Origin of the sequence: Paraburkholderia aromaticivorans (assembly GCF_002278075.1) — a bacterium.
Lineage (GTDB): Bacteria > Pseudomonadota > Gammaproteobacteria > Burkholderiales > Burkholderiaceae > Paraburkholderia > Paraburkholderia aromaticivorans.
This window is the reverse complement of the sequence record NZ_CP022989.1, coordinates 3,518,236-3,544,585: the sequence shown is the minus strand read 5'-3', so window position 1 is coordinate 3,544,585 and position 26,350 is coordinate 3,518,236. Positions and strand designations below refer to the sequence as shown.

Below are 26,350 nucleotides of genomic sequence, written 5' to 3'. Positions count from 1 at the left end.
CGATACGACCATGCCGAAATCGAAGCGCCCGCCGCCGCAAGCCGACTCTGAGACGATCAGCCACGCTATGTCCGCTTCGGTGGATGAAAGCGGCGCTTCGGAAGTCGAAGAGGAGATCGCGGAAGAGCGCGATCTCGACGAACGCCAGGGCGGCGCGGACGAGGGCGGCGACGCCCGCGAAGGCGCGAGCGAAGTCGCGCCGGACGCGGACGATTTCCGCGCGCTGTTGCAAGCCGAGCTGACGGCGGACACGATTCAGCACTATCTGAACCGTATCAGCGTCAAGCCGCTTCTGACCGTCGAGGAAGAGCAGAAATATTCGCGTCTTGCCAAGGCGGGCGAGTTCGAAGCGCGGCAGGTCATGATCGAGCGCAATCTGCGGCTCGTCGTCAGCATCGCGAAGGGCTACCTGAACCGCGGCGTGCCGCTGCTCGATCTGATCGAAGAAGGCAATCTCGGCCTGATGCACGCGATCGAGAAATTCGATCCCACGCGTGGCTTCAGGTTTTCCACCTACGCCACCTGGTGGATCCGCCAGAGTATCGAGCGCGCCATCATGAACCAGGCGCGCACCGTCCGTTTGCCGGTGCACGTGATCCGTGAGCTCAATCAGGTGCTACGCGCCAAGCGCCACCTGGAAAAGAATTCGATGAACTCCGGCGAAGCGGCCGAACGCCGCGACGCCAGCATCGACGACATTGCCTATCTGACCGGCAAGACCACCGACGAAGTCACCGACATCCTCGCGCTCAACGAGCACACCGCCTCGCTGGACGCGCCGCTCGATCTCGATCCGGCCAGCAGCCTGCTCGATCTGCTGTCGGACGACCAGAGCCAGTCACCGGATGCCGAAGTGCAGCACCGCGAGCTGGAAACGCTCACGCGCGCGTGGCTTGCGCGGCTGTCGGACAAGCACCGCCATGTGATCGAGCGCCGCTTCGGCCTGAATCACATCGAACCCGCCACGCTCGAAGAACTGGCCGACGAAATGGGCCTCACGCGCGAGCGTGTGCGCCAGATCCAACAGGAAGCGCTCGTGCGGTTAAAGCGCTTCTTCGCCTCCAACGGTGTTCGCAAGGACGCCGTTCTCTAACCTGATGACACCGATTCTTGTTTTCGACATCGAGACGATTCCCGATGTCGCCGGCATTCGCCGCCTCGAAGATCTGCCTGCCGGCCTGAGCGACGCCGAAGTCGCCGAGCATGCGTTCGCCGCGCGCCGCGAAAAGACCGGCAGCGATTTCCTGCCGCATCATCTGCAACGGATCGCGGCGATTTCCTGCGTGTTCCGCGACAACAACGGCTTTCGCGTGCGCTCGCTCGGCACGCTGGAAGACGGCGAGGCGGCGCTGGTGCAGTCGTTTTATCGCGTGATCGAGAAGTACACCCCGCAACTCGTGTCGTGGAACGGCGGCGGATTCGACCTGCCGGTGCTGAACTACCGGGCGCTCGTCAATGGCATTCCCGCCTACAAGTTCTGGGATCTTGGCGAGGACGACCGCGAGTTCAAGTGGAACAACTACATCAGCCGCTATCACGCGCGTCACACCGATCTGATGGACGTGCTCGCCATGTACCAGGCGCGCGCCAACGCGCCGCTCGACGCGCTCGCCAGGATGTGCGGCTTCCCCGGCAAGATGGGCATGGACGGCAGCCAGGTGTGGCATGCGTATCAGCAAGGGCGCATCGAGGAAATCCGCAATTACTGCGAAACCGACGTCGTCAATACTTACTTGCTCTATTGCCGCTTCCAGCTGATTCGCGGCGCGTTTTCGCCCGCGGAGTATGCTGACGAGATCAACCTGGTCAAGAACGCGCTGGCGCTGGAAACGGCGCCCCAATGGGCCGAGTATCTTGCGGCATTCGATCAGTAAGCCGCGCGCGGTCGGATCTTGAGATGGTCCTGCGGGGCGGCGAGGGTGGCGAGGCCGCCCGCGGCGCTTCGTTCAAGAAGGTGCGGGGCGCTTGTCGCCGGCGTCGGTCGGCGTCGGCACGGCCGGCGGCCGTTCGCGCCGTGCCGAATGATGGCCGGGCGCAGCGCTTCGTCTACAATCTCGCCTTTCCCCCAAGTTTGTCAGGAAGTTGCAGGTGTCCCGAACTGCCCCCCATCGTCGCGCGCCGAAGCGCTACAAGACGCCGCCGCCCGCGCCGGCTCACGTCGTCACCGGCAATGAGCCGGTCATCGAAATCGTTTCGCTCGATATGGAAGCGCGCGGCGTCGGCCGCACCGAGAGCGAAGACGGCACGCCCGGCAAGGTGATTTTCGTCGAAGGCGCGCTGCCCGGCGAGCGCGTGAGCTATTCCACGCATCGCAGCAAGCCGAAATTCGAGCAGGCCGAAGTGGTCCAGGTGTTTCGCGAGAGCGTGATCCGCACCAAGCCGAAATGCACCTACTTCAATATCTGCGGCGGCTGTTCGATGCAGCATCTGGACATCCGCGCTCAGGTGGCGGTCAAGCAGCGCGTGCTCGAAGACAACCTCCAGCATCTCGCGAAGCTGCGCCCTGAAACCGTGTTCCGGCCGATTCACGGTCCGTCCTGGGGTTATCGCTACCGTGCGCGTCTGGCCGTGCGTTTCCTGCCGGAAAAAGGCGGTATGCGGATCGGCTTCCATGAGAAGAAAAGCAGCTACATCGCCGATATGAAGACCTGCGAAGTGCTGCCGCCGCATGTGTCAGCCATGCTGATGCCGCTGCGCTTCATGGTCCGCAAGCTGTCCATCTACGACCGCATGCCGCAGATCGAACTGGCGGTCGGCTCGTCGGTCACGGCGCTGGTGCTGCGCAATCTAGAGCCCATCACGGCCGCGGACGAGCAGGTGCTGCGCGATTTCGCCGACGAGCACAAGGTGCAGTTCTGGCTGCAGCCCGGCGGCCCGGACACGGTCACGCCGTTCTATCCTCTCGACGTGCAGCTCGACTACACGCTGCCGGAGTACGGCATTCGCATGCCGTTCAAGCCGACCGACTTTACCCAGGTGAATCACGCCATCAACCGCGTGCTGGTGAGCCGTGCGCTGCGTTTGCTGGCGCCGGCGCGCACGGATCGCGTGCTCGATCTCTTTTGCGGGATCGGCAACTTCACTTTGCCGCTCGCGCGGATCTCGCGGGAAGTGGTGGGCATCGAAGGCAGCGAGGTGCTGACTTCACGCGCGCTCGCCAATGCCGAACTGAATGGCGTGGCGGGGCATACGTCGTTTGCGTGCCGCAACCTGTTCGAAGTCACCGCCGACGATCTGCGCGCGCTCGGCCACTTCGACAAGTTCCTCATCGACCCGCCGCGCGAAGGCGCGCTGGCCGTCGCCAAGGGGCTCGCGGAGATCGCGCAGAGCGGCGACGGACCGCTGCCCAGGCGCATCGTCTACGTGTCATGCGCGCCGGCGACGCTCGCGCGCGATGCCGGTCTGCTTGTGCATGAGGCCGGTTACCGGCTGGTGGGCGCGGGCGTGGTGAACATGTTCCCGCACACGTCGCATGTGGAGTCGATCGCGTTGTTCGAGCGGGACTGACGAGCGCGCCTGGTTGCGTCGGCGCTGCGCGGCAGCGCGACGGCCTAAGGCAGCGTAAGGCAGAGGCAAAAGGCAGCGCACAAACAAAAACGCCACGACCGAAGTCGTGGCGTTTTTTTACTCCTGCTGCTTTTCAGTACGCGGCGCGGCTTAGAACTGCCACCACGACTTTTCCGTACCCGGCCTTGCATGGCCCGTGATGTACGGGCTGTCCGGGAAGGTGCCGGCCAGCACGCGCTTCGTGTCGTCGGCCAGTTGCGGCTGATTCAGCTTCTGATACGACAGCATCATGATGTGCAGCGCGTCTTCGATAGCCGGTGCGTTCTTGTATTGCGTGAGCGCCAGTTGCGCGCGGTTGATCGCGGCGACATAAGCGCCGCGGCGGTAGTAGTAATCCGCCGCGTGGACTTCATGCGACGCCAGCGCGTTCACGATATAGCGCATGCGTTGTGCTGCGTCCGGCGCATACTTGCTGTTCGGATACTTGTCCACGACGATCTTGAAGGCGTCGTACGATTCGCGCAGCGACTTCGGATCGCGCTCGCTCATGTCCTGGCCGGAGAAGCGGCCGAACAGACCGAGGTCGTCGTTGAAGTGGATCATGCCCTTCAGGTAGTACGCGTAAGCGATGTCCGGATGATCCGGGTGCAGCTGGATGAAGCGGTCGATCGCCTGGTCGGCCGCGGCGTTTTCGTTGTCTTTCCAGTTGCAGTAGGCAACGTTGATCTGTGCCTGCTGGGCGAAGTGGCCGAACGGATCGCGCCCCTCGAGCATTTCGAAGTACTTCGCGCACTTGCCGAAATCACCACCGGTCAAGGCGTCGTTCGCCTCCGTATATAATTTGTTGTTGTTCCACGTTGCCGTCTCGTCGGTCTTTTCCGGCAGGCCGTGGCAAGCCGCGACAACCGCGACGGCTGCGGCGCACGCAATGTATCCGGCCACTTTCCGGGCCGCCTTCTTGATGGCCGCCAAATTGATCGCCGCTTTAGTGATGGTGTTCAAGGCTCGCATTTTCCAGTCTAGCTTTACGTCCAGGTGACCCAGACTCAATGACCCGCTCAAATACTCCAGGCGCCGCAACCGGCGCCGGGAATAGCAACAAAGATTATAGCGTAAGCGCTGACCCCTCCGACGCGTTGGGCGTCGATTCGCTCGATGACGATCTCGGCGGCGATTCGCTCCGCGCCGCAGCCTTGTCCGGCCTCGTGCCGACGGTCGCGAACCGCGTGGCGGACGAGACGCCGCGCAGCGTCGCCGTGCCCGACGAACTGGCCGGCGAGCGCCTCGACAAGGTGCTCGCGCGGGTGTTTCCCGAGTTCTCGCGCAACCGTCTGCAGAGCTGGATCGAGGCGGAGCGCGTGCGGATCGACGGCAAGCCCGCGAAAATCCGCCAGCCGGTGCCGCTTGGCGCGACCATCGAACTCGTGCCCGATCTGTTGCCCGAGCAGCTCGCGTTCACGCCGGAGCCGGTGCCGCTCGAGATCGTTTATGAAGACGACACGCTGGTGGTGATCAACAAGCCGGCCGGCATGGTCGTGCATCCGGCGGCTGGCAACTGGAGTGGCACGCTGCTCAACGGTCTGCTGTACCGCTATGGCGACGCCGCGGCGGGCCTGCCGCGCGCGGGCATCGTGCACCGGCTCGACAAGGAAACCTCCGGCCTGATGGTGGTGGCGCGCACGCTCGAGGCGCAGACCGACCTCGTGCGCCAGTTGCAGGCGCGCACGGTGAAGCGCCGTTATCTTGCCCTGGTGTGGGGCAACATGCCCGAGGAGGGCACCATCGACGCACCGATCGGCCGCGATCCGCGCGAACGCACGCGCATGGCGGTGGTGACGAGTGCGTCGGGCAAGCCCGCGCGCACGCATTTCCGGCGGGTCGATTCGGCGATCTGGGAGCGGCAGCCGGTGACCGCGATTCATTGCGATCTCGAAACCGGCCGCACGCATCAGATTCGCGTGCATTGCGCACATATCGGCCATCCGCTGCTCGGCGATCCCGTGTATGGGCGCGCGCGCGGCAAGCGCTCGGTCACGCCGCTGCCCGGCGGCTTCGCGCGCCAGGCGCTGCATGCATGGCGTCTCGGCCTGATTCATCCGCAAACCGGCCGCACGATGCAATGGCGTGCCGACGTGCCGGAAGACATGCAGGCGCTGTCGGCGGCGCTCGGCCTCGGCCGCGACGATGCGGGCGAGTTCGACGAGACGTACTATGAGGAAGACGACTACGACGCCATGCTCGACGCGCACGCCGACGACAGCGCGCTCGACCACGACGACGCCGATCAACATGACGAGGACGATCACGCATGAGTGTGCCCGAGCTGAGTTTTGCCGATGTCGTGCAACCCGCATGGAACGTGTCGCCGCGCGTGCGCGCGCTCGTCACCACGCGTAACGGCGGCGTGAGCGACGCACCGTTCGGCCGCTGGCACGATGGCGAGGACTTGCCCGGCGGCCTGAATCTGGGCATGAAATCCGGCGACGATCCGGCCGCGGTCGCCACCAACCGTGAGCGTCTGTTGAAGCTGGCCGGCGTGAGCGAGGCCGCATGGCTCGAACAGATTCACGGCGCCGGCATCGTGCGTGCGGAAGAGGTGCTCGCGCAGGCGCGCGCGGGCGGCGTCCCGACGCGCGCCGATGCGAGCGTTACCGATCGTCCCGGCACCGTGTGCGTCGTGATGGTGGCCGATTGCATGCCGGTGCTGCTGTGCGACGAAGCGGGCCGCGCGGTCGGCGCGGCGCATGCGGGATGGCGCGGGCTGGCCGCGGGCATCGTCGAACAGACGGCGCAGCGTGTCGCCGAGCTCGCGCAGGTGAAGGCGAGCGCGTTGCATGCGTATCTCGGTCCGTCGATCGGTCCCGGCGCCTTCGAAGTCGGCCCGGATGTGCGTGACGCCTTCATGAACGGCGTCGGCAGCGCGCAACGCGATGCCACGGCAAACGCATTTGTCGAGCATCCGCACAACCCGGGCAAATATCTCGCGGATCTCCCGGCGCTCGCGCGTTTGCGTCTGCAGCGCCTCGGCGTGACACGGATCACCGGCGGCGATCTTTGCACGGTCACGCAGCGCGATCGTTTCTACTCCTATCGCCGCGATCGCGAGACCGGCCGCATGGCCGCGCTCATCTGGCTGGACGATCGGGCGCAGTCGATCGCGGACTGACCCGCGTGGCGCCGCGCGCCACGCGGCGGTAATCATCCTGCGAATCGAGCAGGGCATGCACAAGCACGCACGCCCCGCGTGACGACGTTCGGCGTTGCCGACGTCATCACGCGGGCAGGCTACGTCTGAGCATTGCCGCGCTTTCCGGTCGGCCCGCCTATGAGGGTTTATCGGGAGATGCGGCGGGCGTTTTGCTGCGCTGCCGGAATTCGCGGTGACGGCGTAGATCTGCCGCATAAACTGTCTGCCGACGAACGGATAAGTGCGCATAAACCTAAGCAATATGGGAGCTTTTTTCGTTCGCGGCCGCGTTGAATGATGCACGTCTCAAAAGCGCTATCTGCTACACAGGGAAAACGATAATTAAAAAACTATCGCACTGCGGCAAAATCGGGAACAAGCATTGACATGCCTTGCGATGGGGAGCAAGAATGTTCCTCACGGCTCCTCGTACAAGGACAGGGCGTGACGAGGTCGCGAGCAGTTGCTCACGTGCGCACGAACCTGCCTCTCAACCCGTCCGCAAGGACTTACCGGTCAAAAGCAGGCATGGCAGCATCACATACCTCAGCTTCCCCCAAGACGGACTCCTCGACGGAGCACACGCAGCAGGCCGGTACGAGCGGTGCAGCACCGGCCCCAGGGATGCAGCAACTGTTCGACGCCTGGATGGGCGCCTGGCGTTCGCTCGGCACGCCTCCCGGCAGCAACGGCATGCCGTTCCCCATGCCTCAAATGCCGCTTCCCATGCCTTTCCCGATGCCGCAATCAGGGCTGCCGCAAATGCCGTCGTTTCCCGGCATGCCGGACTTCAGCAAACTCGCGGCCGGAGCGATGCCGGCCATGCCGTCTTTCGCCGGCCTGAACATACCGAGCGCGGCCATTCCCTCCGAGCGACTGCAGAAGCTGCAGGCTGACTATTCGCGCGAGGCGATGGAGTTGATCCAGCAGGCCACCACGTCCGCAACCAAAGCGCCCGAACTCAAGGATCGCCGTTTCAGTTCCGACGCATGGAGTTCGGCGCCGGCTTATGCATTCACGGCCGCCTGGTATCTGCTGAACGCGCGCTATCTGCAGGAAATGGTCGACGCGCTCGACGCGGAACCCAAGGTGCGCGAGCGCATCCGTTTCGCTGTCCAGCAGTGGACCGCTGCGGCTTCGCCGAGCAACTTCTTCGCATTGAATCCGGAAGCGCAAAAGACCTTGCTGGACAGCAAGGGCGAGAGCTTGCGCCAGGGCGTGATGAACCTGCTCGGCGACTTGCAGCGCGGCAAAATTTCGCAGACCGACGAATCGGGCTTCGTGGTAGGTGAGAACCTCGCGAACACCGAGGGCTCAGTGGTGTTCGAAAACGACCTGATGCAGGTGATCCAGTACAAGCCGCGCACGGCGACCGTGCGCGAGCGGCCGCTGCTGATCGTGCCGCCTTGCATCAACAAGTTCTACATTCTCGATCTGCAACCGGAGAATTCGCTGGTCGCTCACGGACTCGATTCGGGGCACCAGGTGTTCCTGATTTCGTGGCGCAACGCGGATCAATCCATTGCGCATAAAACGTGGGACGACTACATCGGCGAAGGCGTGCTCACCGCGATTGAGACGGTGAGTAAGATCAGCGGCCGGGAGCAGATCAATACGCTCGGCTTCTGCGTGGGCGGCACGATGCTCGCCACGGCGCTGGCGGTGGCCGCGGCGCGCGGCGAACATCCGGCCGCGTCCATGACGCTGCTCACCGCCATGCTCGATTTTTCGGACACGGGCGTGCTCGACGTGTTCGTCGACGAGGCACATGTGCAGATGCGCGAGCAGACCATTGGCGGCAAGGGTGGTGCGGCGCCCGGTCTGATGCGCGGTATCGAGTTCGCCAACACCTTCTCGTTCCTGCGACCGAACGATCTGGTGTGGAACTACGTCGTCGACAATTACCTCAAAGGGCGCACGCCGGTGCCGTTCGACCTGCTCTACTGGAACAGTGATTCGACGAACCTGCCGGGCCCGATGTATGTCTGGTATCTGCGCAACACGTACCTTGAAAACCGTCTGCGCGAGCCGGGTGCGTTGACCACCTGCGGCGAGCCGATCGATCTGTCGAAGATCGACGTGCCCACCTTCATCTACGGTTCTCGCGAAGACCATATCGTGCCGTGGCAAACCGCGTACGCGTCGGTGCCGCTGCTCAGCGGGCCGTTGAAGTTCGTGCTCGGCGCGTCGGGCCATATCGCGGGCGTGATCAATCCGCCCGCGAAGAAGAAACGCAATTTCTGGATGCTGGAAGGCGACGTCAAAACGCTGCCGGAGAATGCCGAGGAATGGCTCGATCAGGCGACCGAAGTGCCTGGCAGCTGGTGGCCCGAATGGACCACGTGGCTCGATCAGTACGGCGGCAAGAAGGTGAAGCCGCGGGCCTCTGCAGGCTCGGCGGAATTCCCGGTGATCGAGCCGGCGCCCGGACGTTATGTACGGCAACGGGAGTAGGTTTGAGCTTGCTTCACGGCGCGGTCCTTTGCGCTGTGAACGAGCGTCCGGCTGAGCTGGCGCGCTGAGTTGACGCGCTGAGTTGAAGCGCTGAGTTGAAGCGTAAACCTGGCGCATAAGCAGAAGCAACGAGATTTTTAACTTGACGGGCTGCGGCGCATCTGGCCGACTTGCCCGGAGGATATGGAAATGACTGATGTTGTGATCGTATCGGCCGCCCGTACGGCAGTTGGCAAATTCGGTGGGTCGCTGGCGAAGATCGCCGCGCCCGAACTAGGCGCGACGGTGATTCGCGCGGTACTCGAGCGTGCCGGGCTGAAGCCCGAGCAGGTCAGCGAAGTGATCCTGGGTCAGGTGCTGACCGCAGGGTCGGGCCAGAATCCGGCGCGTCAGTCGCTGATCAAGGCGGGCTTGCCGAACGCCGTTCCCGCCATGACGATCAACGTGGTGTGCGGCTCGGGCCTGAAGGCCGTGATGCTGGCGGCCAACGCGATCATCGCCGGCGACGCGGATATCGTGGTGGCCGGCGGCCAGGAAAACATGAGCGCCGCGCCGCACGTGCTGCCGGGCTCGCGCGACGGTTTCCGCATGGGCGACGCCAAGCTGATCGATTCGATGATCGTCGACGGTCTGTGGGACGTCTACAACCAGTACCACATGGGCGTGACGGCGGAAAACGTCGCCAAGGAATACGGCATCACGCGCGAGCAGCAGGACGCATTCGCGGCGCTGTCGCAGAACAAGGCGGAAGCCGCGCAGAAAGCGGGCCGTTTCGACGACGAAATCGTGCCGGTCGAGATTCCGCAACGCAAGGGCGAACCGCTGCGTTTCGCCACCGACGAGTTCGTGCGCCATGGCGTGACGGCTGAATCGCTCGCGGGCCTGAAGCCGGCTTTCTCCAAGGAAGGTTCGGTGACCGCAGCCAATGCGTCGGGTCTGAACGACGGCGCGGCGGCGGTGCTGGTGATGTCGGCGAAGAAGGCGGAGGCGCTCGGCCTCAAGCCGCTCGCGCGCATCAAGGCTTACGCCACCTCGGGTCTGGACCCGAAGGTGATGGGCATGGGCCCCGTGCCGGCCTCGCGCCGCTGTCTCGAACGCGCGGGCTGGACGCCGGCCGATCTGGACCTGATGGAAATCAACGAAGCGTTTGCCGCGCAGGCGTGCGCAGTGAATCAGCAGATGGGCTGGGACACGTCGAAGATCAACGTGAACGGCGGCGCGATTGCGATCGGTCATCCGATCGGCGCGTCCGGCTGCCGGATTCTCGTCACGCTGCTGCACGAAATGCAGAAGCGCGATGCGAAGAAGGGTTTGGCGTCGCTGTGTATCGGCGGCGGCATGGGTGTGGCGCTGGCGCTTGAGCGCGCTTGAGTCTCGTTGCGTGACCGGCGCCCACGACGTCGGTCACGCGGCAAACGGAGCGTTGCCGCGCGCTTCACGCGCGCGGTCAGCGGTGGCCTCGTCGGCCGGTCGCCCGGCGGCTGCGGAGATGAAGCACAGACGAGGGAAGAGGCGGCCGGTCGGCGCCTCGAAAACGATAACGGAGTGTAGTTTATGACACAGCGAATTGCGTACGTAACGGGCGGGATGGGCGGCATCGGCACGAGCATTTGCCAGCGGCTGCACAAAGAGGGCTTTAAGGTCGTCGCAGGCTGCGGCCCGAACTCGCCGCGCCGTGTGAAGTGGCTCGAAGAGCAGAAGGCGCTGGGCTTCGATTTCATCGCGTCCGAAGGCAACGTCGGCGATTGGGAATCGACCAAGAGCGCGTTCGACAAGGTCAAGGCCGAAGTCGGCGAGATCGACGTGCTGGTGAACAATGCCGGCATCACGCGCGACGTCGTGTTCCGCAAGATGACGCACGAAGACTGGACGGCGGTGATCGACACCAACCTGACCAGCCTCTTCAACGTCACCAAGCAGGTGATCGACGGCATGGTCGAGCGTGGCTTTGGCCGTATCATCAACATTTCGTCGGTGAACGGGCAGAAGGGCCAGTTCGGCCAGACCAACTACTCGACGGCGAAGGCCGGCATTCACGGCTTCACGATGTCGCTGGCGCAGGAAGTGGCCACCAAGGGCGTGACGGTCAACACCGTGTCCCCTGGCTACATCGGCACCGACATGGTCAAGTCGATTCGCCCCGACGTGCTGGAAAAGATCATCGCGACGATTCCGGTGCGCCGTCTCGGTCAGCCGCAGGAAATCGGCTCGATCGTGGCGTGGCTGGCGTCGGAAGAATCGGGTTTCTCCACGGGTGCTGATTTTTCGCTGAACGGCGGTTTGCATATGGGCTGAGTCACAGGTGCGCCGCTCACGAGGCGGCGCGCTTCGGCTCAGATGGTTCGGCGGCGTCTCGATTGCGCAATTGACCAGATTGCACAGCCGGTATGACGCCGTCTCCGCGCTCAACTTGCGCTCAAAGGCGTTACATGACCACTACTACAAAGAAAACAGCCGAACGACTGATCAAGAAATATCCGAATCGTCGGCTCTACGATACCGAGACAAGCACGTACATCACGCTGACCGACGTCAAGCAGCTCGTGCTGGATCAGGAGGATTTCAAGGTCATCGATGCGAAGAGCAACGAGGATCTGACGCGCGCCATCCTGTTGCAGATCATTCTCGAAGAGGAGAGTGGCGGCTTGCCGATGTTCTCGTCGTCGATGCTGTCGCAGATCATCCGTTTCTACGGTCATGCGATGCAGGGCATGATGGGCACGTATCTGGAAAAGAACATCCAGGCCTTCATCGACATTCAGGCGAAGCTCGCCGATCAGTCGAAGAATCTGTACGAAGGCAAGGCCATGAATCCCGAGGTCTGGTCACAGTTCATGAACATGCAGGCGCCGATGATGCAGGGCATGATGACCAGCTACATCGAGCAGTCGAAAAACATGTTCGTGCAGATGCAGGAGCAGATGCAGAACCAGGCGAAGTCGATGTTCGCCACCTTCCCGTTTACGCCGGGTGGCGCGGTCAGCGTGGCCAATACCGGCAATGCGCCGGCCAATCCGCAAGGCAACCCGCAGGGGAATCCGGAGCCGGAGAAGAAGTAAGGGCGCGAGAAGGGCTCACGGGACCCGGGATTTCCAGCGTTGGGGCGCCGCTGGGGCCGCCCCAGCCATGCTCAGCCACGCTCGGTGGCAAGTCGGTAGCGAACCCTTTGCTCCGGTCTGAGTGCCACAGGCTGCGGCCGGTCGGGGCCGGCGCGGTACAATCGACTACTGCGTGTGTGGGGCATTTTCTTCGGAGAGGGCGCTCTGGCCGCCAACTTCACCCCATTCCGACAGTCGATCTCATGTTTCATGGAAGCCCCGCCTATTCTCTGGACAGCCGCCACGTCCCGGCGCCCGTTTCCGCATGAGCCGGCTCTTTCTCGCCCCCATGGAGGGGCTCGCTGACTACGTGTTGCGCGATGTGCTGACCGGCATGGGCGGCTTCGACGGATGCGTGTCCGAATTCATCCGGGTGACGGGCTCTCTGCTCCCCAGCCGGGTCTACGAGCGGGAAGCCCCCGAAGTGCTCGACGGCGGCCGCACGCCCGTCGGCACGCCGATGGTGATCCAGTTGCTCGGCAGCGATCCCGAATGGATGGCCCTGAATGCCGCGCATGCGGCCACCTTGTCTCCGCACGGGATCGACCTGAACTTCGGTTGCCCCGCCAAGGTGGTCAATCAGCACGGCGGCGGCGCCATGCTGCTGGCCGACCCTGAACAACTGAACCGGATCGTATCGTCCGTTCGCGCCGCGGTGCCTGCCGGCATCGCGGTCACCGCGAAAATGCGCCTCGGCGTCTCGGACACGTCGCGGGCGATCGATTGCGCGGTCGCGCTCGCGGAGGGCGGCGCCGCCTCGCTCGTCGTGCACGCCAGAACGCGCGATCATGGCTACCGGCCGCCGGCGCACTGGGAGTGGATCGCGCGCATCGATTCTGCCGTGGACGTGCCGGTCATTGCGAACGGAGAGGTCTGGACGGCGGCCGACTGGGAGCGCTGCCGCGCGGTCAGCGGTTGCGCGGACGTGATGCTCGGACGGGGCGCGGTCTCGGACCCGTTCCTGGCACTGAGGATCCGCGGCCTGATGGACCGGTCCCCATCCCACCGGGAATGGCAGCACGTGCTTCGTCACATGGCCGCTTATCTGAGGAAATTGCAGGCCCGTGTCGCCTCCCGTCATGAGCATGGGCGCGTCAAGAAGTGGCTCAGCTACCTGCAGCGGACCTGGCCGCAGGCGGCGGAACTGCATGCGGCGATCCGCCGCCTGCAGGATTCGCACGAGATTCTGGCGGCGATCGAACGCGCGTCAGGAGGCGATGAATTAATGGCGACGCATCGATCCGGGCCGGCCGGGCGACTCGATCCGGTGTACGCCGCAGCCGGTTGAAGATGGAAATTCAAAGACTTACGAGCGGTAGCCGTGGCGAACCGCTACAATTCAGGGTTTAACGTCTTCAAGCGGTTCCCCATGTCTGCCACCCCCCCGATTGCCCCGAATGCCACGCCGAAGGTCGGCTTTGTCTCGCTTGGCTGCCCGAAAGCCCTGGTCGATTCCGAGCAGATCATCACGCAATTGCGCGCCGAAGGTTACGAGATTTCCGGCACGTACGACGGCGCTGACCTCGTGGTCGTCAACACCTGCGGCTTTATCGACGAAGCGGTGCAGGAGAGCCTCGACGCGATCGGCGAGGCGCTCAACGAAAACGGCAAGGTGATCGTGACCGGCTGCCTCGGCGCGAAAAAGAGTGCGAGCGGCTCGGGGCTGATCGAAGAGGTGCACCCCAAGGTATTGGCCGTGACCGGCCCGCACGCGCTCGGCGAAGTCATGCAGCACGTGCACACTCATCTGCCCAAGCCGCACGATCCGTTCGTCGACCTGGTGCCGGCCGCGGGCGTCAAGCTCACGCCGCGCCACTACGCGTATCTGAAGATTTCCGAAGGGTGTAATCACCGCTGCACGTTCTGCATCATCCCGTCCATGCGCGGCGACCTCGTGTCGCGTCCGGTCGCCGACGTGATGCTCGAAGCGGAAAATCTGTTCAAGTCGGGCGTGAAGGAACTGCTGGTGATTTCGCAGGACACGAGCGCGTATGGCGTCGACGTCAAATACCGCACCGGCTTCTGGAACGGCAAGCCGATCAAGACGCGCATGACCGATCTGGTCGGCGCGCTCGGCGAACTCGCCGCGCAGTATGGCGCATGGGTGCGTCTGCATTACGTGTATCCGTATCCGAGCGTGGACGAAGTGATCCCGATGATGGCCGAAGGCCCGTACAAGGGCCACGTGCTGCCTTACCTCGACGTGCCGTTCCAGCATGCGCATCCTGAAGTGTTAAAGCGCATGAAACGCCCGGCCAACGCCGAGAAAGTGATGGAGCGGGTGAAGAAGTGGCGCGAGATGTGCCCCGATCTGACCATCCGCAGCACGTTTATCGCCGGCTTCCCCGGTGAGACCGAAGAGCAGTTCCAGACGCTGCTCGATTTCATCCGCGAGGCGGAACTGGATCGGGTCGGCTGCTTTGCCTATTCGCCGGTCGAAGGCGCGACGGCAAACGAACTCGACGGCGCATTGCCCGACGAAGTGCGCGAAGAGCGCCGCGCGCGTTTCATGGAAGTCGCGGAAGAAGTGTCGGCCAAACGTATCGCAAAGAAGGTGGGCAAGACGCTGAAGGTGCTGGTTGACGAGATCAGTGCCGATGGTGGCATCGGCCGCACCGCGGCGGACGCGCCGGAGATCGACGGCGTCGTGTATATCGCGCCGGCCGCCAAGGCATCCAAACGCTACAAGGTCGGCGATTTCGTGTCGGTGAAGATCACCGGCGCCGATGGGCACGACCTGTGGGGCGAGGTTTAAGCCATGGCGGCGAGCGTGCCTGCAACGCCGGCAGTCCAGCGCCCCGACATCCTCGCGCTCGGCGAGGCGATGATCGAGTTCAACCAGTCGGCGAGGAATGAGCCGAACTATCTGCAAGGCTTCGGCGGCGACACGTCGAATTTCTGTATCGCAGCCGCCCGGCAAGGCGCGCGGACGGGGTTCGTGTCCGCGGTCGGCGCGGATCATTTCGGGCGTTTGCTGATCGATTTGTGGGAACGTGAGCAGGTGCAGACGTCGCTGGTGCGCGTCGATCCGCATGCACCCACCGGCGTCTATTTCGTGTCCCACGGTCCGGACGGCCACGCGTTCGATTATCTGCGCGCCGGCTCCGCCGCGAGCCGCTATGCGCCGCACGATCTGCCGCTCGAGGCGATCGCCGCCGCCAAGGTGGTTCATCTGTCCGGCATCAGTCTCGCGATCAGCCTGAGCGCCTGCGATGCGGCGCTCGAAGCGATCGCGCATGCGCGCGCCAATGGCGTGCGCGTGAGCTTCGACACCAATCTTCGTTTGAAGCTGTGGCCGCTCGCGCGGGCGCGCGCGGTGATGCTGGAAGCCATCCGCCAGACCGACATTTGCCTGCCGAGCTGGGACGACGTCACCGAACTCACGGGGCTGACCGGTCGTGACGAGATCGTCGATTTCCTGCTGTCGCACGGTCCGCGCGTGGTCGCGCTCAAGCTCGGCAAGGAAGGCTCGTATATCGCCACGCCGAATGAGCGGCGCGTCGTGCCGGGCCATGTCGTCAACGCGGTCGATGCGACCGGAGCGGGCGACTGCTTCGGCGGCGCGTTCATCGCGCGGATCGTCGCGGGTGACGATCCCTTTGCGGCGGCGCGTTATGCGAACGTCGCCGCCGCGCTGTCCACGCAAGGCTACGGCGCGGTGGCGCCGATTCCTTCGCGCGCGGCAGTCGCACAACTTCTGGCGGGCTGAACCCACGCGCCATGACGCGGGCCGCCGAGGCAAAATCATCTTGAGAGACTAGAGAAGGAGCGAGCGATGCAACGAGACGTGGTGGTGGTGAGCGGTGTGCGTACGGCAATTGGCGCTTTCGGCGGCAGTCTGAAGGATTTTTCGCCGACCGATCTCGGCGCACGCGTGGTGCGTGAAGCGCTGACGCGCGCCGGCGTGTCGGGCGACGAAGTCGGCCACGTGGTGTTCGGCAACGTCGTGCATACCGAACCGAAAGACATGTATCTGGCGCGCGTAGCCGCGATCAACGGCGGCGTCGCGCAACACGCGCCGGCCTTGACCGTGAACCGGCTGTGCGGCTCGGGCCTGCAGGCCATCGTCTCGGCCGCGCAAAGCGTGCTGCTCGGCGACGCCGACATCGCGATCGGCGGCGGCGCGGAGAATATGAGCCGCGCGCCTTACTCCATGCCCGCCGCGCGTTTCGGTCAGCGCATGGGCGACGCGCGCCTCGTCGACATGATGGTCGGCGCGCTGAACGATCCGTTCCAGTCGATCCATATGGGCGTGACCGCCGAGAACGTCGCGCGCAAGTACGACATCTCGCGTGAAGCGCAGGACGCGCTCGCCCTCGAATCGCATCGCCGCGCGGCCAAAGCGATCACGAGTGGGTACTTCAAGGAACAGATCCTGCCGATCACGATTCCGTCGAAAAAAGGCGACGTGGTATTCGACACGGACGAGCATGCGCGCATGAACGCGTCGGCGGACGACTTCTCCAAGCTCAAGCCCGTGTTCGTGAAGGAAAACGGCACGGTGACGGCCGGCAACGCGTCGGGTATCAACGACGCCGCCGCGGCCGTCGTGCTGATGGAGCGCAGCGTTGCCGAACAGCGCGGCATCAAGCCGCTGGCGCGGCTGGTGTCGTACGCGCATGCGGGTGTCGATCCCGCGTATATGGGCATCGGCCCGGTGCCGGCTACCCGCCGCGCGCTCGAGCGCGCCGGGCTGACGGTCGCCGACCTCGACGTGATCGAGGCGAACGAAGCGTTCGCCGCGCAGGCCTGCGCGGTCAGCAAGGAGTTGGGCTTCGATCCCGCCAAGGTCAATCCGAATGGTTCGGGCATTTCGCTCGGCCACCCGATCGGCGCGACCGGTGCGCTCATCACCGTCAAGGCGCTGTATGAACTGCAGCGGATCGGTGGCCGCTATGCGCTGGTGACGATGTGCATCGGCGGCGGCCAGGGTATTGCGGCGATCTTCGAGCGGATCTGAAGCGCTGTACGTAGCAGGCAGTATCGAGCCATGAGGAAGGAACGGATGCGGGAACTGAAAGCGATGAGGGGTGCGGTGCGTCGGCGCGGTTGGGCGGTCGCCACCGTTGCCGCAGTGCTGTGTGCGGGCGCGGCGGTGGTGGTGCCCGCGCAGGCATGGGCGGAAAGCGACGCGGTGAAGGAGTTGGCGGCCCCTCCGCCGATCCAGTTGCCGCTCAAGCCCAGTCCCGAATTCGCGAAGTTCCCGCGCTACGCCGGCATGCTGGGCTCGCGTCAGATCGTGCTCAAGCTCGGCCCGAAATCCGACGATCCGGCCGGCGTGCACGGCGAGTATCAATACACGGACAACGGCGCAGTGATCCTGATCGCAGGCGACCGCGACGGCGACACGCTCGAAGTCGAAGAATCGAATGACGGCACCCACATCACCGGCAACTGGGTCGGCAAGTTCGCGGCGGACGGTTCGGTGGCGGGCGATCGCATGAACGTCGACGACTCCGATCCGCAACCATTCGATCTGAAGCCACTGGCGGCAGGGCAAGCGGTGCCGCCGCCCGGTGCGCCGGCGAGCGCGGCCAACAAGGCTGCGGCCCAGTCGTCCGCGGGCGCCGCCACGGCTCCGGCTCCGGTTTCGGCTGCGGCAGCCGCCGCTGGCGGGCACGCCGTGGGCGGAGTCAGCAACCTGCAAACCGGCGAGTGAACCATTAGCCGCGCAGGTTCGCGCGGCGCGCACGGCCCTTGCGCGGGCGCCGGCGCATGAGCGAAATCCGCCCGGTTCGGCTACGCTTGCGTGTGCCGCGCGCGCCCTGAAATCTCGTGCACGCCGTTTTCGTGCGCTTTTCACCGAAACTCACCATGACCCAATCCAAACACAAACGCGATCTGCAAACCCGTATCGTGCGTGCCGAAGACCAGCTCACGCCGGGCTTCGAATCGTTCTCTATGCCGGTCATGCGGGCTTCGACGGTCGTGTTCCCCGATCTCGCGACCATGCGCGCGCTCGACTGGAAGAACGACGCTCAATGGCGCTATGGCCTGCATGCCACGCCGACTTCGCTCGCACTGGCTCAGCGCCTCGCCACCATCGAGGGCGGCAATCACGCGTTGTTGCAGCCGTCGGGGTTGTCGTCGATTTCGAATGTGTATTTCGGCCTCGTCAAGGCGGGCGACGACGTGCTGATTCCCGACAACGTCTATTCGCCGAACCGCGATCACGGCGACTGGCTGGCGCGCGATTTCGGCATCACCGTGCGCTATTACGATCCGATGATCGGCGCGGGCATCGCCGATCTGATCCGGCCGAATACGCGTCTCATCTGGCTCGAAGCGCCCGGCTCCGTGACGATGGAAGTGGCCGACGTGCCCGCCATCACCGCCGTGGCGCGCGCACGCAACGTCGTCACGGCGATCGACAATACGTGGTCCGCGGGGCTCGGCTTCCGGCCATTCGAGCACGGCGTCGATATCTCGGTGCAGGCGTTGACCAAGTATCAGTCGGGCGGTGGCGACGTGCTGATGGGCGCGACCATTACCGTCGATCGCGAACTGCATCTGAAGCTGAAGGCGGCGCGTATGCGCATGGGCATCGGGGTCTCATCGGACGACTGCTCGCTGATTCTGCGCAGCCTGCCGACCATGCAGTTGCGTTTCGAGCAGCATGACCGCGCCGCGCTCGGCTTGGCCAGGTGGCTGAAGACGCGGCCGGAAATCGCCGCTGTGTTGCACCCGGCGCTGTCGGACTGTCCGGGGCACGAGTTTTTCAAGCGCGACTTTACGGGTGCCGGTGGGCTCTTTTCCGTCGTGTTCGACGGCCGCTACAGCCCGGCGCAGATCGACACGTTCTGCGAGTCGCTCGAACTGTTCTCGATCGGCTGGAGCTGGGGCGGCGCGCACAGTCTCGTCATGCCGTACGACGTCGCGTCGATGCGCACGGCGGGACAATGGCCGCATCGCGGCACGCTGGTGCGGTTCTACATCGGCCTCGAAACCGAGGCGGATTTGCGCGCGGATATGGAGCAGTCGCTGGCGGCGCTAGGTTAGAAATCCGGCCGACGTTTTTCGTAGAATGAGCGAGCCCACTGGGATGTGTTTCTGGTGGGCTTTTTTGTTGTCAAGATAGCCAGTAAGCCTAACCATTCGGCCGAATGGTCGGCCTGAGATGTCGGCTCCACGATGGTGTGCATTCCGGCTAACGGTTTGCTCACCATGATGAGCCATTGCCGGCAGGGGCGTCACAGCGAGTGCGAGCATCGCAAGCCTGGATGCGATTAGCATGATGGTGGCTTTCACAACAGACAAGCTGAAAAAATAGCGCCGCTGCCAGCGCCGGCCAGCGCATCAACCCGGCATTAAAACGCCGGCATCAAAACTCGGCATTAAAACAGACGCAGCAAGCCGTCAAGTCCGACATGATTGAACGCCACGCTTGCCGCCTCGCGCACCACAGGCTTTGCGCGGAACGCAACGGAGAGACCGGCCTCGGCCATCATCTTCAGGTCGTTCGAGCCATCGCCCATGGCAATCGAGCGGCCCGGTTCAATGCCCAATTGCGTACATGTTTCGCGTAGCGTGCGCGCTTTCACATCGGCGTTGACGATCTCGCCGATCACCTTGCCGGTCAGTTTGCCGTCCGCGATTTCAAGCGTGTTCGCGCGCGTGAAATCGAGACCGAGACGCGCCCTCAGCTTTTCGGTGAAGAACGTGAATCCGCCCGACACCAGCAGTGTTTTCAGTCCGGCCGCCTTCGCGCCGGCCAGCATCTGCTCGGCGCCCGGCGAGAGTTGCAGCCGCTCTTCGTACACCCGTTCGAGCGCGCTCGCGTCGAGACCTTTTAGCAACGCCACGCGGCGCGTCAGGCTTTCGTTGAAGTCCTTGATTTCGCCACGCATCGCGGCCTCGGTGATCGCCGACACTTCCGCTTTCAGTCCGCAGAAGTCGGCGATCTCGTCGATACATTCAATCGTGATCAGCGTCGAATCCATATCCATCGCGACCAGCGCGAAGTCGCGCAGCTCGCGGCCGGCTTCGACAAACGCATAGTCGAGCTGATGGGTGCCGCAATAGACCTCGAGGTCGGCGCGCTGGGCGACGCTTGCGTCGGCAATGCGAATCGCGTTGGCGTCGATGACGCTGGCGTGCGAACCGCGCGCGAGCGCGACGAGCGTTTTGTGATGATCGGCGGAAAGGGGCGCGGGGCTTTGAATGACGAGGTTCATGGACGACGACGCAGTGACGCAGGAAAGGACGCACGCGCGGCGCGCGCGGAAAATCCCGCTATTGTAACGGTTCGCCGCTCGGCATCGCCGCTCGAGATCCGCCGCGGACGCCGCGGACGCCGCCGGGGCGGCAGCATCTTCGCACTGCGCCGTGCAAACCTGCGGCGCGCGGTTCATACTGGCGCAGCGAACGACGCCCCACAGCCACTGCGCGCACCGGCCGACGCATCCACGCCAGATGGCGTGCAAAGCGCGGCAACTGACGCAGCGGCACCCTTGAAGGGGCGCACCACTACGGAGACAACGCATGACCCCGGCGACCGCCAGCGACGCATCCATTCTTGCGCGCGACTTCGATCTGCGCCACCTGAATCCCGCCTTCTATGCCGATCCCTATCCGGTCTATCACGCCTTGCGCGCGCACGAGCCGGTCAAGCGCATGCCGGACGGTTCGCTGTTTCTGACGCGGTTTCGCGACGTGCAGGCGGTCTACCGTGATCCGAAGACCTTCAGCTCGGACAAGACCGTCGAGTTCAAGCCGAAATACGGCGACTCGCCGCTCTACGCGCATCACACGACGAGTCTCGTCTTCAACGATCCACCTCGCCATACGCGCGTGCGCAAGCTGATCGCCGGTGCGCTGACGGCGCGCGCCATCGCGGCGATGGAGCCGGGGCTGGTGCGCCTCGTCGACGGCTTGCTCGATGCCGCCGCCGAACGCGGCCGGATCGATCTGATCGGCGAGTTTGCCTCGGCGATTCCGGTCGAGATCATCGGCAATCTGCTGGACGTGCCGCACGCGGAGCGCGAACCGTTGCGTGACTGGTCGCTCGCGATACTCGGCGCGCTCGAGCCTTCGCTCACCGAGGCGCAGCTCGAACGGGGCAATCGGGCGGTGAGCGAATTCGTCGACTATCTGCGCGATCTGGTCGCGCGCCGCCGCCGCGAGCCGGGCGATCCGCAGCACGACGTCCTCACGCGTTTGATCCAGGGCGAAGAAGGCGGCGAGCAATTGTCCGAAGCGGAGTTGCTGCAAAACTGCATTTTCATTCTGAACGCCGGCCATGAGACGACGACCAATCTGATCGGCAACGGACTCGTCACACTGACGCAATGGCCGGAACAGCGCGCGGCGCTGCTGCACGAGCCGTCGCTGATCGAAACGGCGGTGGAGGAATGTCTGCGGTTCGAGAGCTCGAACCAGCTGGGCAACCGCATGGCGACCGTTGATACCGAGATCGGCGGCGTCGCGCTCGTGCGCGGCACGCCGGTGACGCTGTGCATCGGCGCGGCCAATCGCGATCCGGAGCAGTTCGCTGATCCGGACCGCTTCGACATCCGCCGTGATCCGAACCGGCATCTGGCGTTCGGCTTCGGCATTCACCAGTGCGCCGGGTTGTCGCTCGCGCGGCTCGAGGCGCGCATCGCGATTGGCCGCTTCGTCCAGCGCTTTCCGGCGTACCGGCTGGATGGCGAACCGACCCGCGGCGGGCGCGTGCGGTTTCGGGGCTTCGCCGAGGTGCCGGTCGAGCTTGCACCCGCACAGGCCCGAACGGCGTAGCTTTTGCCGCGCTGACGCAAGACTTACAAACTTGTGCGAAGGCGCCCGGACGGTGGCGCCTGCCGGCTCTGGCCGAGGACCCGTGGCATGCTTGCTGCTTCGCTTCAGGTCCCAGGCCCACGGGAGCGCACGATGGCACACATGATCTGGAAGGGCGCAATCAGCTTCGGGCTCGTTCACGTCCCGGTGCAGTTGTATCCGGCCACGCAGTCGGAGAAGGTCGGCTTCAATCTGCTGGACAAGCGCACGATCGATCCGGTCGGCTACAAGCAGATCAACAAGCGCACCGGCAAGGACGTGACGCGCGATAACATCGTGCGCGGCTTCGAGTATGAAAAGGACAAGTACGTCGTGCTCTCGGACGACGAGATCCGCGCGGCGAACCCCGAGTCGACGCAAACGGTCGATATCCTCGCGTTCGTCGACGCGCTCGACATTTCGTTTCTGTTTCTCGACACGCCGTATTTCCTGACGCCCGACCGCAAGGGCGAGAAGGTCTACGCGCTGCTGCGCGAAGCCATGAAGGCCACGGGCAAAATCGGCGTGGCGAGCGTCGTGCTGCACAACAAACAGCATCTCGCGGCGTTGATTCCGCTCGGTCCGGTGCTCGCGTTGAACACGCTGCGCTGGGCTGCGGAAGTGCGCGACTTCGACGAATTCAAGCTGCCGCCCGAGGGCATGAAAACCGCGGGCGTGTCGGCGCGCGAACTCGACATGGCGAAGAAGCTGATCGACGACATGAGCGACAAGTGGGATCCGGCGCAGTATCACGACACCTTCCGCGATGACATCATGGCGTTGGTCGATCGCAAGATTCGCGCGGGCAAGACCGAGGAAATCACCGAAGTCGAAGCGCCCCACGAGTCGCGTCAATCCGCCGATATTCTCGATCTATCCGATCTGCTCAAACGCAGCTTGGGACGCGGCAAGGGCAAGCCGGCCTCGGGCGGGCGCAAGCGCGCAGCCGATGATGGCGCGGATGACGACGCCGAAGGCGAAGCCGAGGCTGCGCCTGCGGCCCGCAAGAAGCCGCGCGCAACGCGCGCCGCGAGTACCACCGCGGGCAGTCGCAGCGGCGCGGGCGGCCGTGCGGGTGCCAAGCCGGCATCGACGCCGGCGGCGCGCAAACGTCGCGCGGCCGCATGATGGTGCGCCGTGCGCATGAGCCACTTGCGACGACGCCATCGCCATGAACGACCGACTCGACACCTACAACCGCAAACGCCGCTTCGACGAAACGCCGGAGCCCTCGGGCGCGCGCGCGAGCCGCAAACAGGGCAGCCGGAAGACGACCGCACGGGCATCCGCCGAGGCGCTCTCCTACGTGATTCAGGAGCATGACGCGCGCCGTTTGCACTACGACTTCCGGCTCGAACTGAACGGCACGCTGCTGTCATGGGCGGTGCCGAAGGGGCCGAGCCTGGACCCGTCGGTGAAACGGCTTGCGGTGCATGTCGAGGACCATCCGGTCGAATACGGTTCCTTCGAAGGGGAGATTCCACCGGGCAATTACGGCGCGGGCAGCGTGATCGTGTGGGACCGCGGCACGTGGGAACCGGTTGGCGGGGCGGCGGAGGCGGCGCGCGCCTACGCGGCCGGCAAACTCAAGTTCCTGTTGCACGGCGACAAGCTGCACGGCGGCTGGACGCTAGTGCGCAGCCATATGCGCGGCAGCGGCGACAAGGAGCAATGGCTGCTCATCAAGGAGCGCGACGACGAGGCGCGCGCCGAGAGCGAGTACGACATATTGAAGAAGCGCCCGGGCAGTGTGCTCGACGGCAGCGCCCCGGCGGGCAAAGGCGCGAGAACGTCGAGGACCGTCACAGCCAGCCGCACGACCGGAAAGGCGGTGCGCAAAGCTGTCGCGCCTGCGCAAGCCAGCACGGACCCGGACGCGGCGTCCCAGTCGAAACGAGCCGGCAAGCCCGGCGCGAAGCGCGCTTCACCGAACCGTGCCGACCCCGCGCGAGCCGATATCGTCGTGACTCGCAGCGCGCAGTCGCTGCGCGAACTCGCCGCTTCGCCCGCCATCGAGGGTGCGGTGCCGGCCCGCTTGCCCGCGACGTTCAAACCGCAACTGGCGACGCTCGTCGACACCGCGCCTCCCGGCGCCGATTGGTCGTATGAAATCAAGTTCGACGGTTATCGCGTGCTGGTCCGAATCGACAGGACGACGCGGGGAAACCCGGTCAAGGTGTTCACCCGCGCCGGCAATGACTGGACCGCGAAGTTCAGCAAAAAGGTCAAGGCGTTCGAACAACTCGAGATCGACAGCGCGTGGCTCGATGGCGAAGCCGTCGTGCTGGACCCGAACGGCGTTCCGAATTTTCAGGCGCTGCAAAACGCTTTCGATTCGAACCGTCCGCAGGACATTGTGATCTACCTGTTCGACATACCTTTTCTGAACGGCTACGACTTGCGCGGCGTGCCGCTCGAACAGCGCCGCGCGATTCTGCGCGCGCTGCTGGAAGAGGTCGACGACAGCGTGTTGCGCTTCTCGAACCACTTCGACTTCAGCGCCGACCACCTGCTCAGGAGCGCATGCGACATGGCGCTGGAAGGCATCATCGGCAAGCGTCGCGATAGCGGCTACATGTCGGGACGCTCGTCCGCATGGATCAAGCTGAAGTGCCGCCGACGCCAGGAGTTCGTGATCGGCGGCTATTCGGAACCGTCCGGCAGCCGCGCGGCATTCGGTGCGCTGCTGCTCGGTGTCTACGACGGCAACGGCCAATTGCAGTACGCGGGGCGGGTGGGCACCGGTTTCGACGCGGCGCTGTTGCGCTCGGTGAAGCAGGAGCTCGACGCGCACGAGAGCCGGCACATGCCGTTCGCGGCCGCGCCGCGCGAGCGCAGCCGCACGCCGGTGCATTGGGTCGAACCGGTGCTCGTCGCCGAATGCAATTTCGCGGAATGGACGAGCGACGGCATCGTGCGTCAGGCGTCGTTCGTGAGTCTGCGCAACGACAAGCCGGCGCGTCAGATCGTCAAGGAAACACCTCGCCAGGGAGCCGACGTGCAACAGCAAACCGATTCTTTGTCCGACGACCCGCCGAAGAAGCGCGGGGCGCGGAAAACTTCCGGGAGCGCTGCGGCTGGGGCTGGGGCGGAAGAAGCGGGGGCAGCGAGCACGGCGGGAACGGCGGCCAGTAAGGCAGCGGGCGCAAAAAGCGCGAGCGGCAAGGCCACCGCCGGCGCTGAAGCTACTAGTGCCAAGGCTACTAGCGCCAATGCCACCGGTGCCAAAGCTACCAGCGCCAAAGCGACCAGTGCCAAAGCGACTAGCGCAAAAGCCACTAGCGCAAAAGCCACTAGCGCAAAAAAAGCCATCAGCGCCGAAGCTACCGGCACAAAAAAAACGGCCGCCAGCAAATCCATGGCCAGCAAATCCATGGCCACCAAATCCACGGCCACCCAAGCCTCTGCCACCACGCAAAACGCAGCGACAAAATCAAACGCCACACAGATTCCCGCTGAAGTCGCGGGCGTGCGCATCTCCCACCCCGAGCGCGTCATGGACTCAAGCAGCGGCACGCGCAAGATCGCTCTCGTGCAGTACTACGAAGCGGTCGCCGACTGGATGCTGCCGCATCTGCAGGATCGCCCGGTGTCGCTGGTGCGCGCACCGGAGGACATCGGCGGTGAATTGTTCTTCCAGAAGCACAGCCAGAAGCTGTCGATTCCGAACGTGACCCAGCATCCCGACCTCGATCCGGGTCATCCGCCGCTGATCACCGTCGACACGCTCAAGGCGCTGGTCGGCGCCGCGCAGATGGGCACCGTCGAATTTCACACGTGGAACGCGGTTGTGTCGAACATCGAAAAGCCGGACCGCATGGTGTTCGACCTCGACCCCGACGCGTCGCTTGGCTGGGAGCGCATGATCGAGGCCGCGCAAATGACCCGTTCGCTGCTCGAAGAACTCGGCCTCACGTCGTTCTGCAAGACGAGCGGCGGCAAGGGCCTGCACGTGGTCGTGCCGCTCGCGAAACAGGCCGGCTGGGACGAAGTGAAGGATTTTTCGCAAGCCGTCGCGCAGCACATGGCGGCGACGCTGCCCAAGTACTTCAGCGCGAAGATGGGCGCGCAGAATCGCAAGCAGAAAATTTTCGTCGACTACCTGCGCAACAACCGCGGTTCGAGTACGGTCGCCGCGTTCTCGGCGCGTGCGCGGCCGGGCCTGGGCGTATCGGTGCCGCTGACGTGGGACGAAGTCGCCGCCACCACGGGCGGCGATCAATGGACCATCGAGAATCTGCACGAACGCCTCGCCGACCTCAAGAGCGACCCGTGGGCGGACTATGCAAAGACGCGCCAGCGCATTACCGCCGCCATGAAGAAACGCCTGGACGGCGCACGGTAAGTGCGA

The 26,350-nt window shown here is 64.5% G+C and carries 20 protein-coding genes; 18 read left to right on the top strand and 2 right to left on the bottom strand.

Annotation, left to right across the window (positions count from 1 at the left end):
* Positions 1–10 precede the first annotated feature (10 nt).
* The 3 genes from rpoS to rlmD all read left to right on the top strand — a co-directional run bounded on the left by rpoS (position 11) and on the right by rlmD (position 3,507).
* A complete protein-coding gene (rpoS, locus tag CJU94_RS15975; protein WP_095419522.1) occupies positions 11–1,093 on the top strand; it encodes an RNA polymerase sigma factor RpoS in 1,083 nt (360 codons plus the stop codon).
* Positions 1,094–1,097: 4 nt separating this feature from the next.
* Positions 1,098–1,874: a 3'-5' exonuclease gene (locus CJU94_RS15970; RefSeq protein WP_095419521.1), complete on the top strand. Its 777-nt coding sequence runs from the start codon at positions 1,098–1,100 to the stop codon at positions 1,872–1,874.
* Positions 1,875–2,088: 214 nt separating this feature from the next.
* Positions 2,089–3,507, top strand: a complete 1,419-nt coding sequence (rlmD, locus tag CJU94_RS15965; protein ID WP_095419520.1) for a 23S rRNA (uracil(1939)-C(5))-methyltransferase RlmD — start codon at positions 2,089–2,091, stop codon at positions 3,505–3,507.
* 150 nt (positions 3,508–3,657) lie between these two features.
* On the opposite strand, the gene CJU94_RS15960 is transcribed toward rlmD, so the two are convergent.
* Entirely contained in the window at positions 3,658–4,518 is an 861-nt protein-coding gene (locus tag CJU94_RS15960; protein ID WP_095419519.1) for an outer membrane protein assembly factor BamD, read from the bottom strand.
* Between the two features lie 38 nt (positions 4,519–4,556).
* On the opposite strand from CJU94_RS15960, the gene CJU94_RS15955 reads away from it, so the two are divergent.
* From CJU94_RS15955 to CJU94_RS15900, 12 genes are all read left to right on the top strand, one after another.
* On the top strand, positions 4,557–5,819 hold the full coding sequence (locus CJU94_RS15955) for an RluA family pseudouridine synthase (protein ID WP_095419518.1): 1,263 nt from the start codon (positions 4,557–4,559) through the stop codon (positions 5,817–5,819).
* Positions 5,816–6,673, top strand: a complete 858-nt coding sequence (gene pgeF, locus CJU94_RS15950) for a peptidoglycan editing factor PgeF (protein WP_095419517.1) — start codon at positions 5,816–5,818, stop codon at positions 6,671–6,673. Before CJU94_RS15955 ends, pgeF begins: the two co-directional genes overlap by 4 nt.
* 645 nt (positions 6,674–7,318) lie before the next feature.
* Positions 7,319–9,148 (top strand): class I poly(R)-hydroxyalkanoic acid synthase, encoded by a 1,830-nt coding sequence (phaC, locus tag CJU94_RS15945; protein WP_167397539.1) that lies wholly within the window; start codon positions 7,319–7,321, stop codon positions 9,146–9,148.
* A 189-nt stretch (positions 9,149–9,337) separates the two neighbouring features.
* Positions 9,338–10,519, top strand: coding sequence for an acetyl-CoA C-acetyltransferase (locus CJU94_RS15940; protein ID WP_095420392.1), 1,182 nt, complete (start codon positions 9,338–9,340; stop codon positions 10,517–10,519).
* A 183-nt stretch (positions 10,520–10,702) separates the two neighbouring features.
* Positions 10,703–11,443 carry a 3-ketoacyl-ACP reductase gene (locus CJU94_RS15935; protein ID WP_095419515.1) on the top strand — a complete coding sequence of 247 codons (741 nt, stop codon included), beginning with the start codon at positions 10,703–10,705 and terminating at the stop codon, positions 11,441–11,443.
* A 134-nt stretch (positions 11,444–11,577) separates the two neighbouring features.
* On the top strand, positions 11,578–12,207 hold the full coding sequence (phaR, locus tag CJU94_RS15930) for a polyhydroxyalkanoate synthesis repressor PhaR (RefSeq protein ID WP_095419514.1): 630 nt from the start codon (positions 11,578–11,580) through the stop codon (positions 12,205–12,207).
* Positions 12,208–12,511: 304 nt separating this feature from the next.
* Complete coding sequence (locus CJU94_RS15925; RefSeq protein ID WP_095419513.1) at positions 12,512–13,534, top strand: tRNA dihydrouridine synthase; 1,023 nt, start codon at positions 12,512–12,514, stop codon at positions 13,532–13,534.
* A gap of 81 nt (positions 13,535–13,615) precedes the next feature.
* Positions 13,616–15,001, top strand: a complete 1,386-nt coding sequence (gene rimO, locus CJU94_RS15920; protein WP_095419512.1) for a 30S ribosomal protein S12 methylthiotransferase RimO — start codon at positions 13,616–13,618, stop codon at positions 14,999–15,001.
* Positions 15,002–15,004: 3 nt separating this feature from the next.
* Positions 15,005–15,955, top strand: coding sequence for a sugar kinase (locus tag CJU94_RS15915; protein WP_095419511.1), 951 nt, complete (start codon positions 15,005–15,007; stop codon positions 15,953–15,955).
* 66 nt (positions 15,956–16,021) lie between these two features.
* Positions 16,022–17,206 (top strand): beta-ketothiolase BktB, encoded by a 1,185-nt coding sequence (bktB, locus tag CJU94_RS15910; RefSeq protein ID WP_095419510.1) that lies wholly within the window; start codon positions 16,022–16,024, stop codon positions 17,204–17,206.
* Between the two features lie 45 nt (positions 17,207–17,251).
* A complete protein-coding gene (locus tag CJU94_RS15905) occupies positions 17,252–17,905 on the top strand; it encodes a hypothetical protein (RefSeq protein ID WP_095419509.1) in 654 nt (217 codons plus the stop codon).
* Between the two features lie 155 nt (positions 17,906–18,060).
* Complete coding sequence (locus CJU94_RS15900; protein ID WP_095419508.1) at positions 18,061–19,245, top strand: cystathionine beta-lyase; 1,185 nt, start codon at positions 18,061–18,063, stop codon at positions 19,243–19,245.
* Between the two features lie 335 nt (positions 19,246–19,580).
* On the opposite strand, the gene serB is transcribed toward CJU94_RS15900, so the two are convergent.
* Complete coding sequence (serB, locus tag CJU94_RS15895) at positions 19,581–20,420, bottom strand: phosphoserine phosphatase SerB (protein ID WP_095420391.1); 840 nt, start codon at positions 20,418–20,420, stop codon at positions 19,581–19,583.
* A gap of 307 nt (positions 20,421–20,727) precedes the next feature.
* On the opposite strand from serB, the gene CJU94_RS15890 reads away from it, so the two are divergent.
* The 3 genes from CJU94_RS15890 to ligD all read left to right on the top strand — a co-directional run bounded on the left by CJU94_RS15890 (position 20,728) and on the right by ligD (position 26,344).
* Entirely contained in the window at positions 20,728–21,981 is a 1,254-nt protein-coding gene (locus CJU94_RS15890) for a cytochrome P450 (protein ID WP_095419507.1), read from the top strand.
* A gap of 132 nt (positions 21,982–22,113) precedes the next feature.
* On the top strand, positions 22,114–23,127 hold the full coding sequence (gene ku, locus CJU94_RS15885) for a non-homologous end joining protein Ku (protein ID WP_095419506.1): 1,014 nt from the start codon (positions 22,114–22,116) through the stop codon (positions 23,125–23,127).
* Between the two features lie 43 nt (positions 23,128–23,170).
* Positions 23,171–26,344, top strand: coding sequence for a DNA ligase D (gene ligD, locus CJU94_RS15880; RefSeq protein ID WP_095419505.1), 3,174 nt, complete (start codon positions 23,171–23,173; stop codon positions 26,342–26,344).
* The last annotated feature ends 6 nt before the right edge of the window (positions 26,345–26,350 follow it).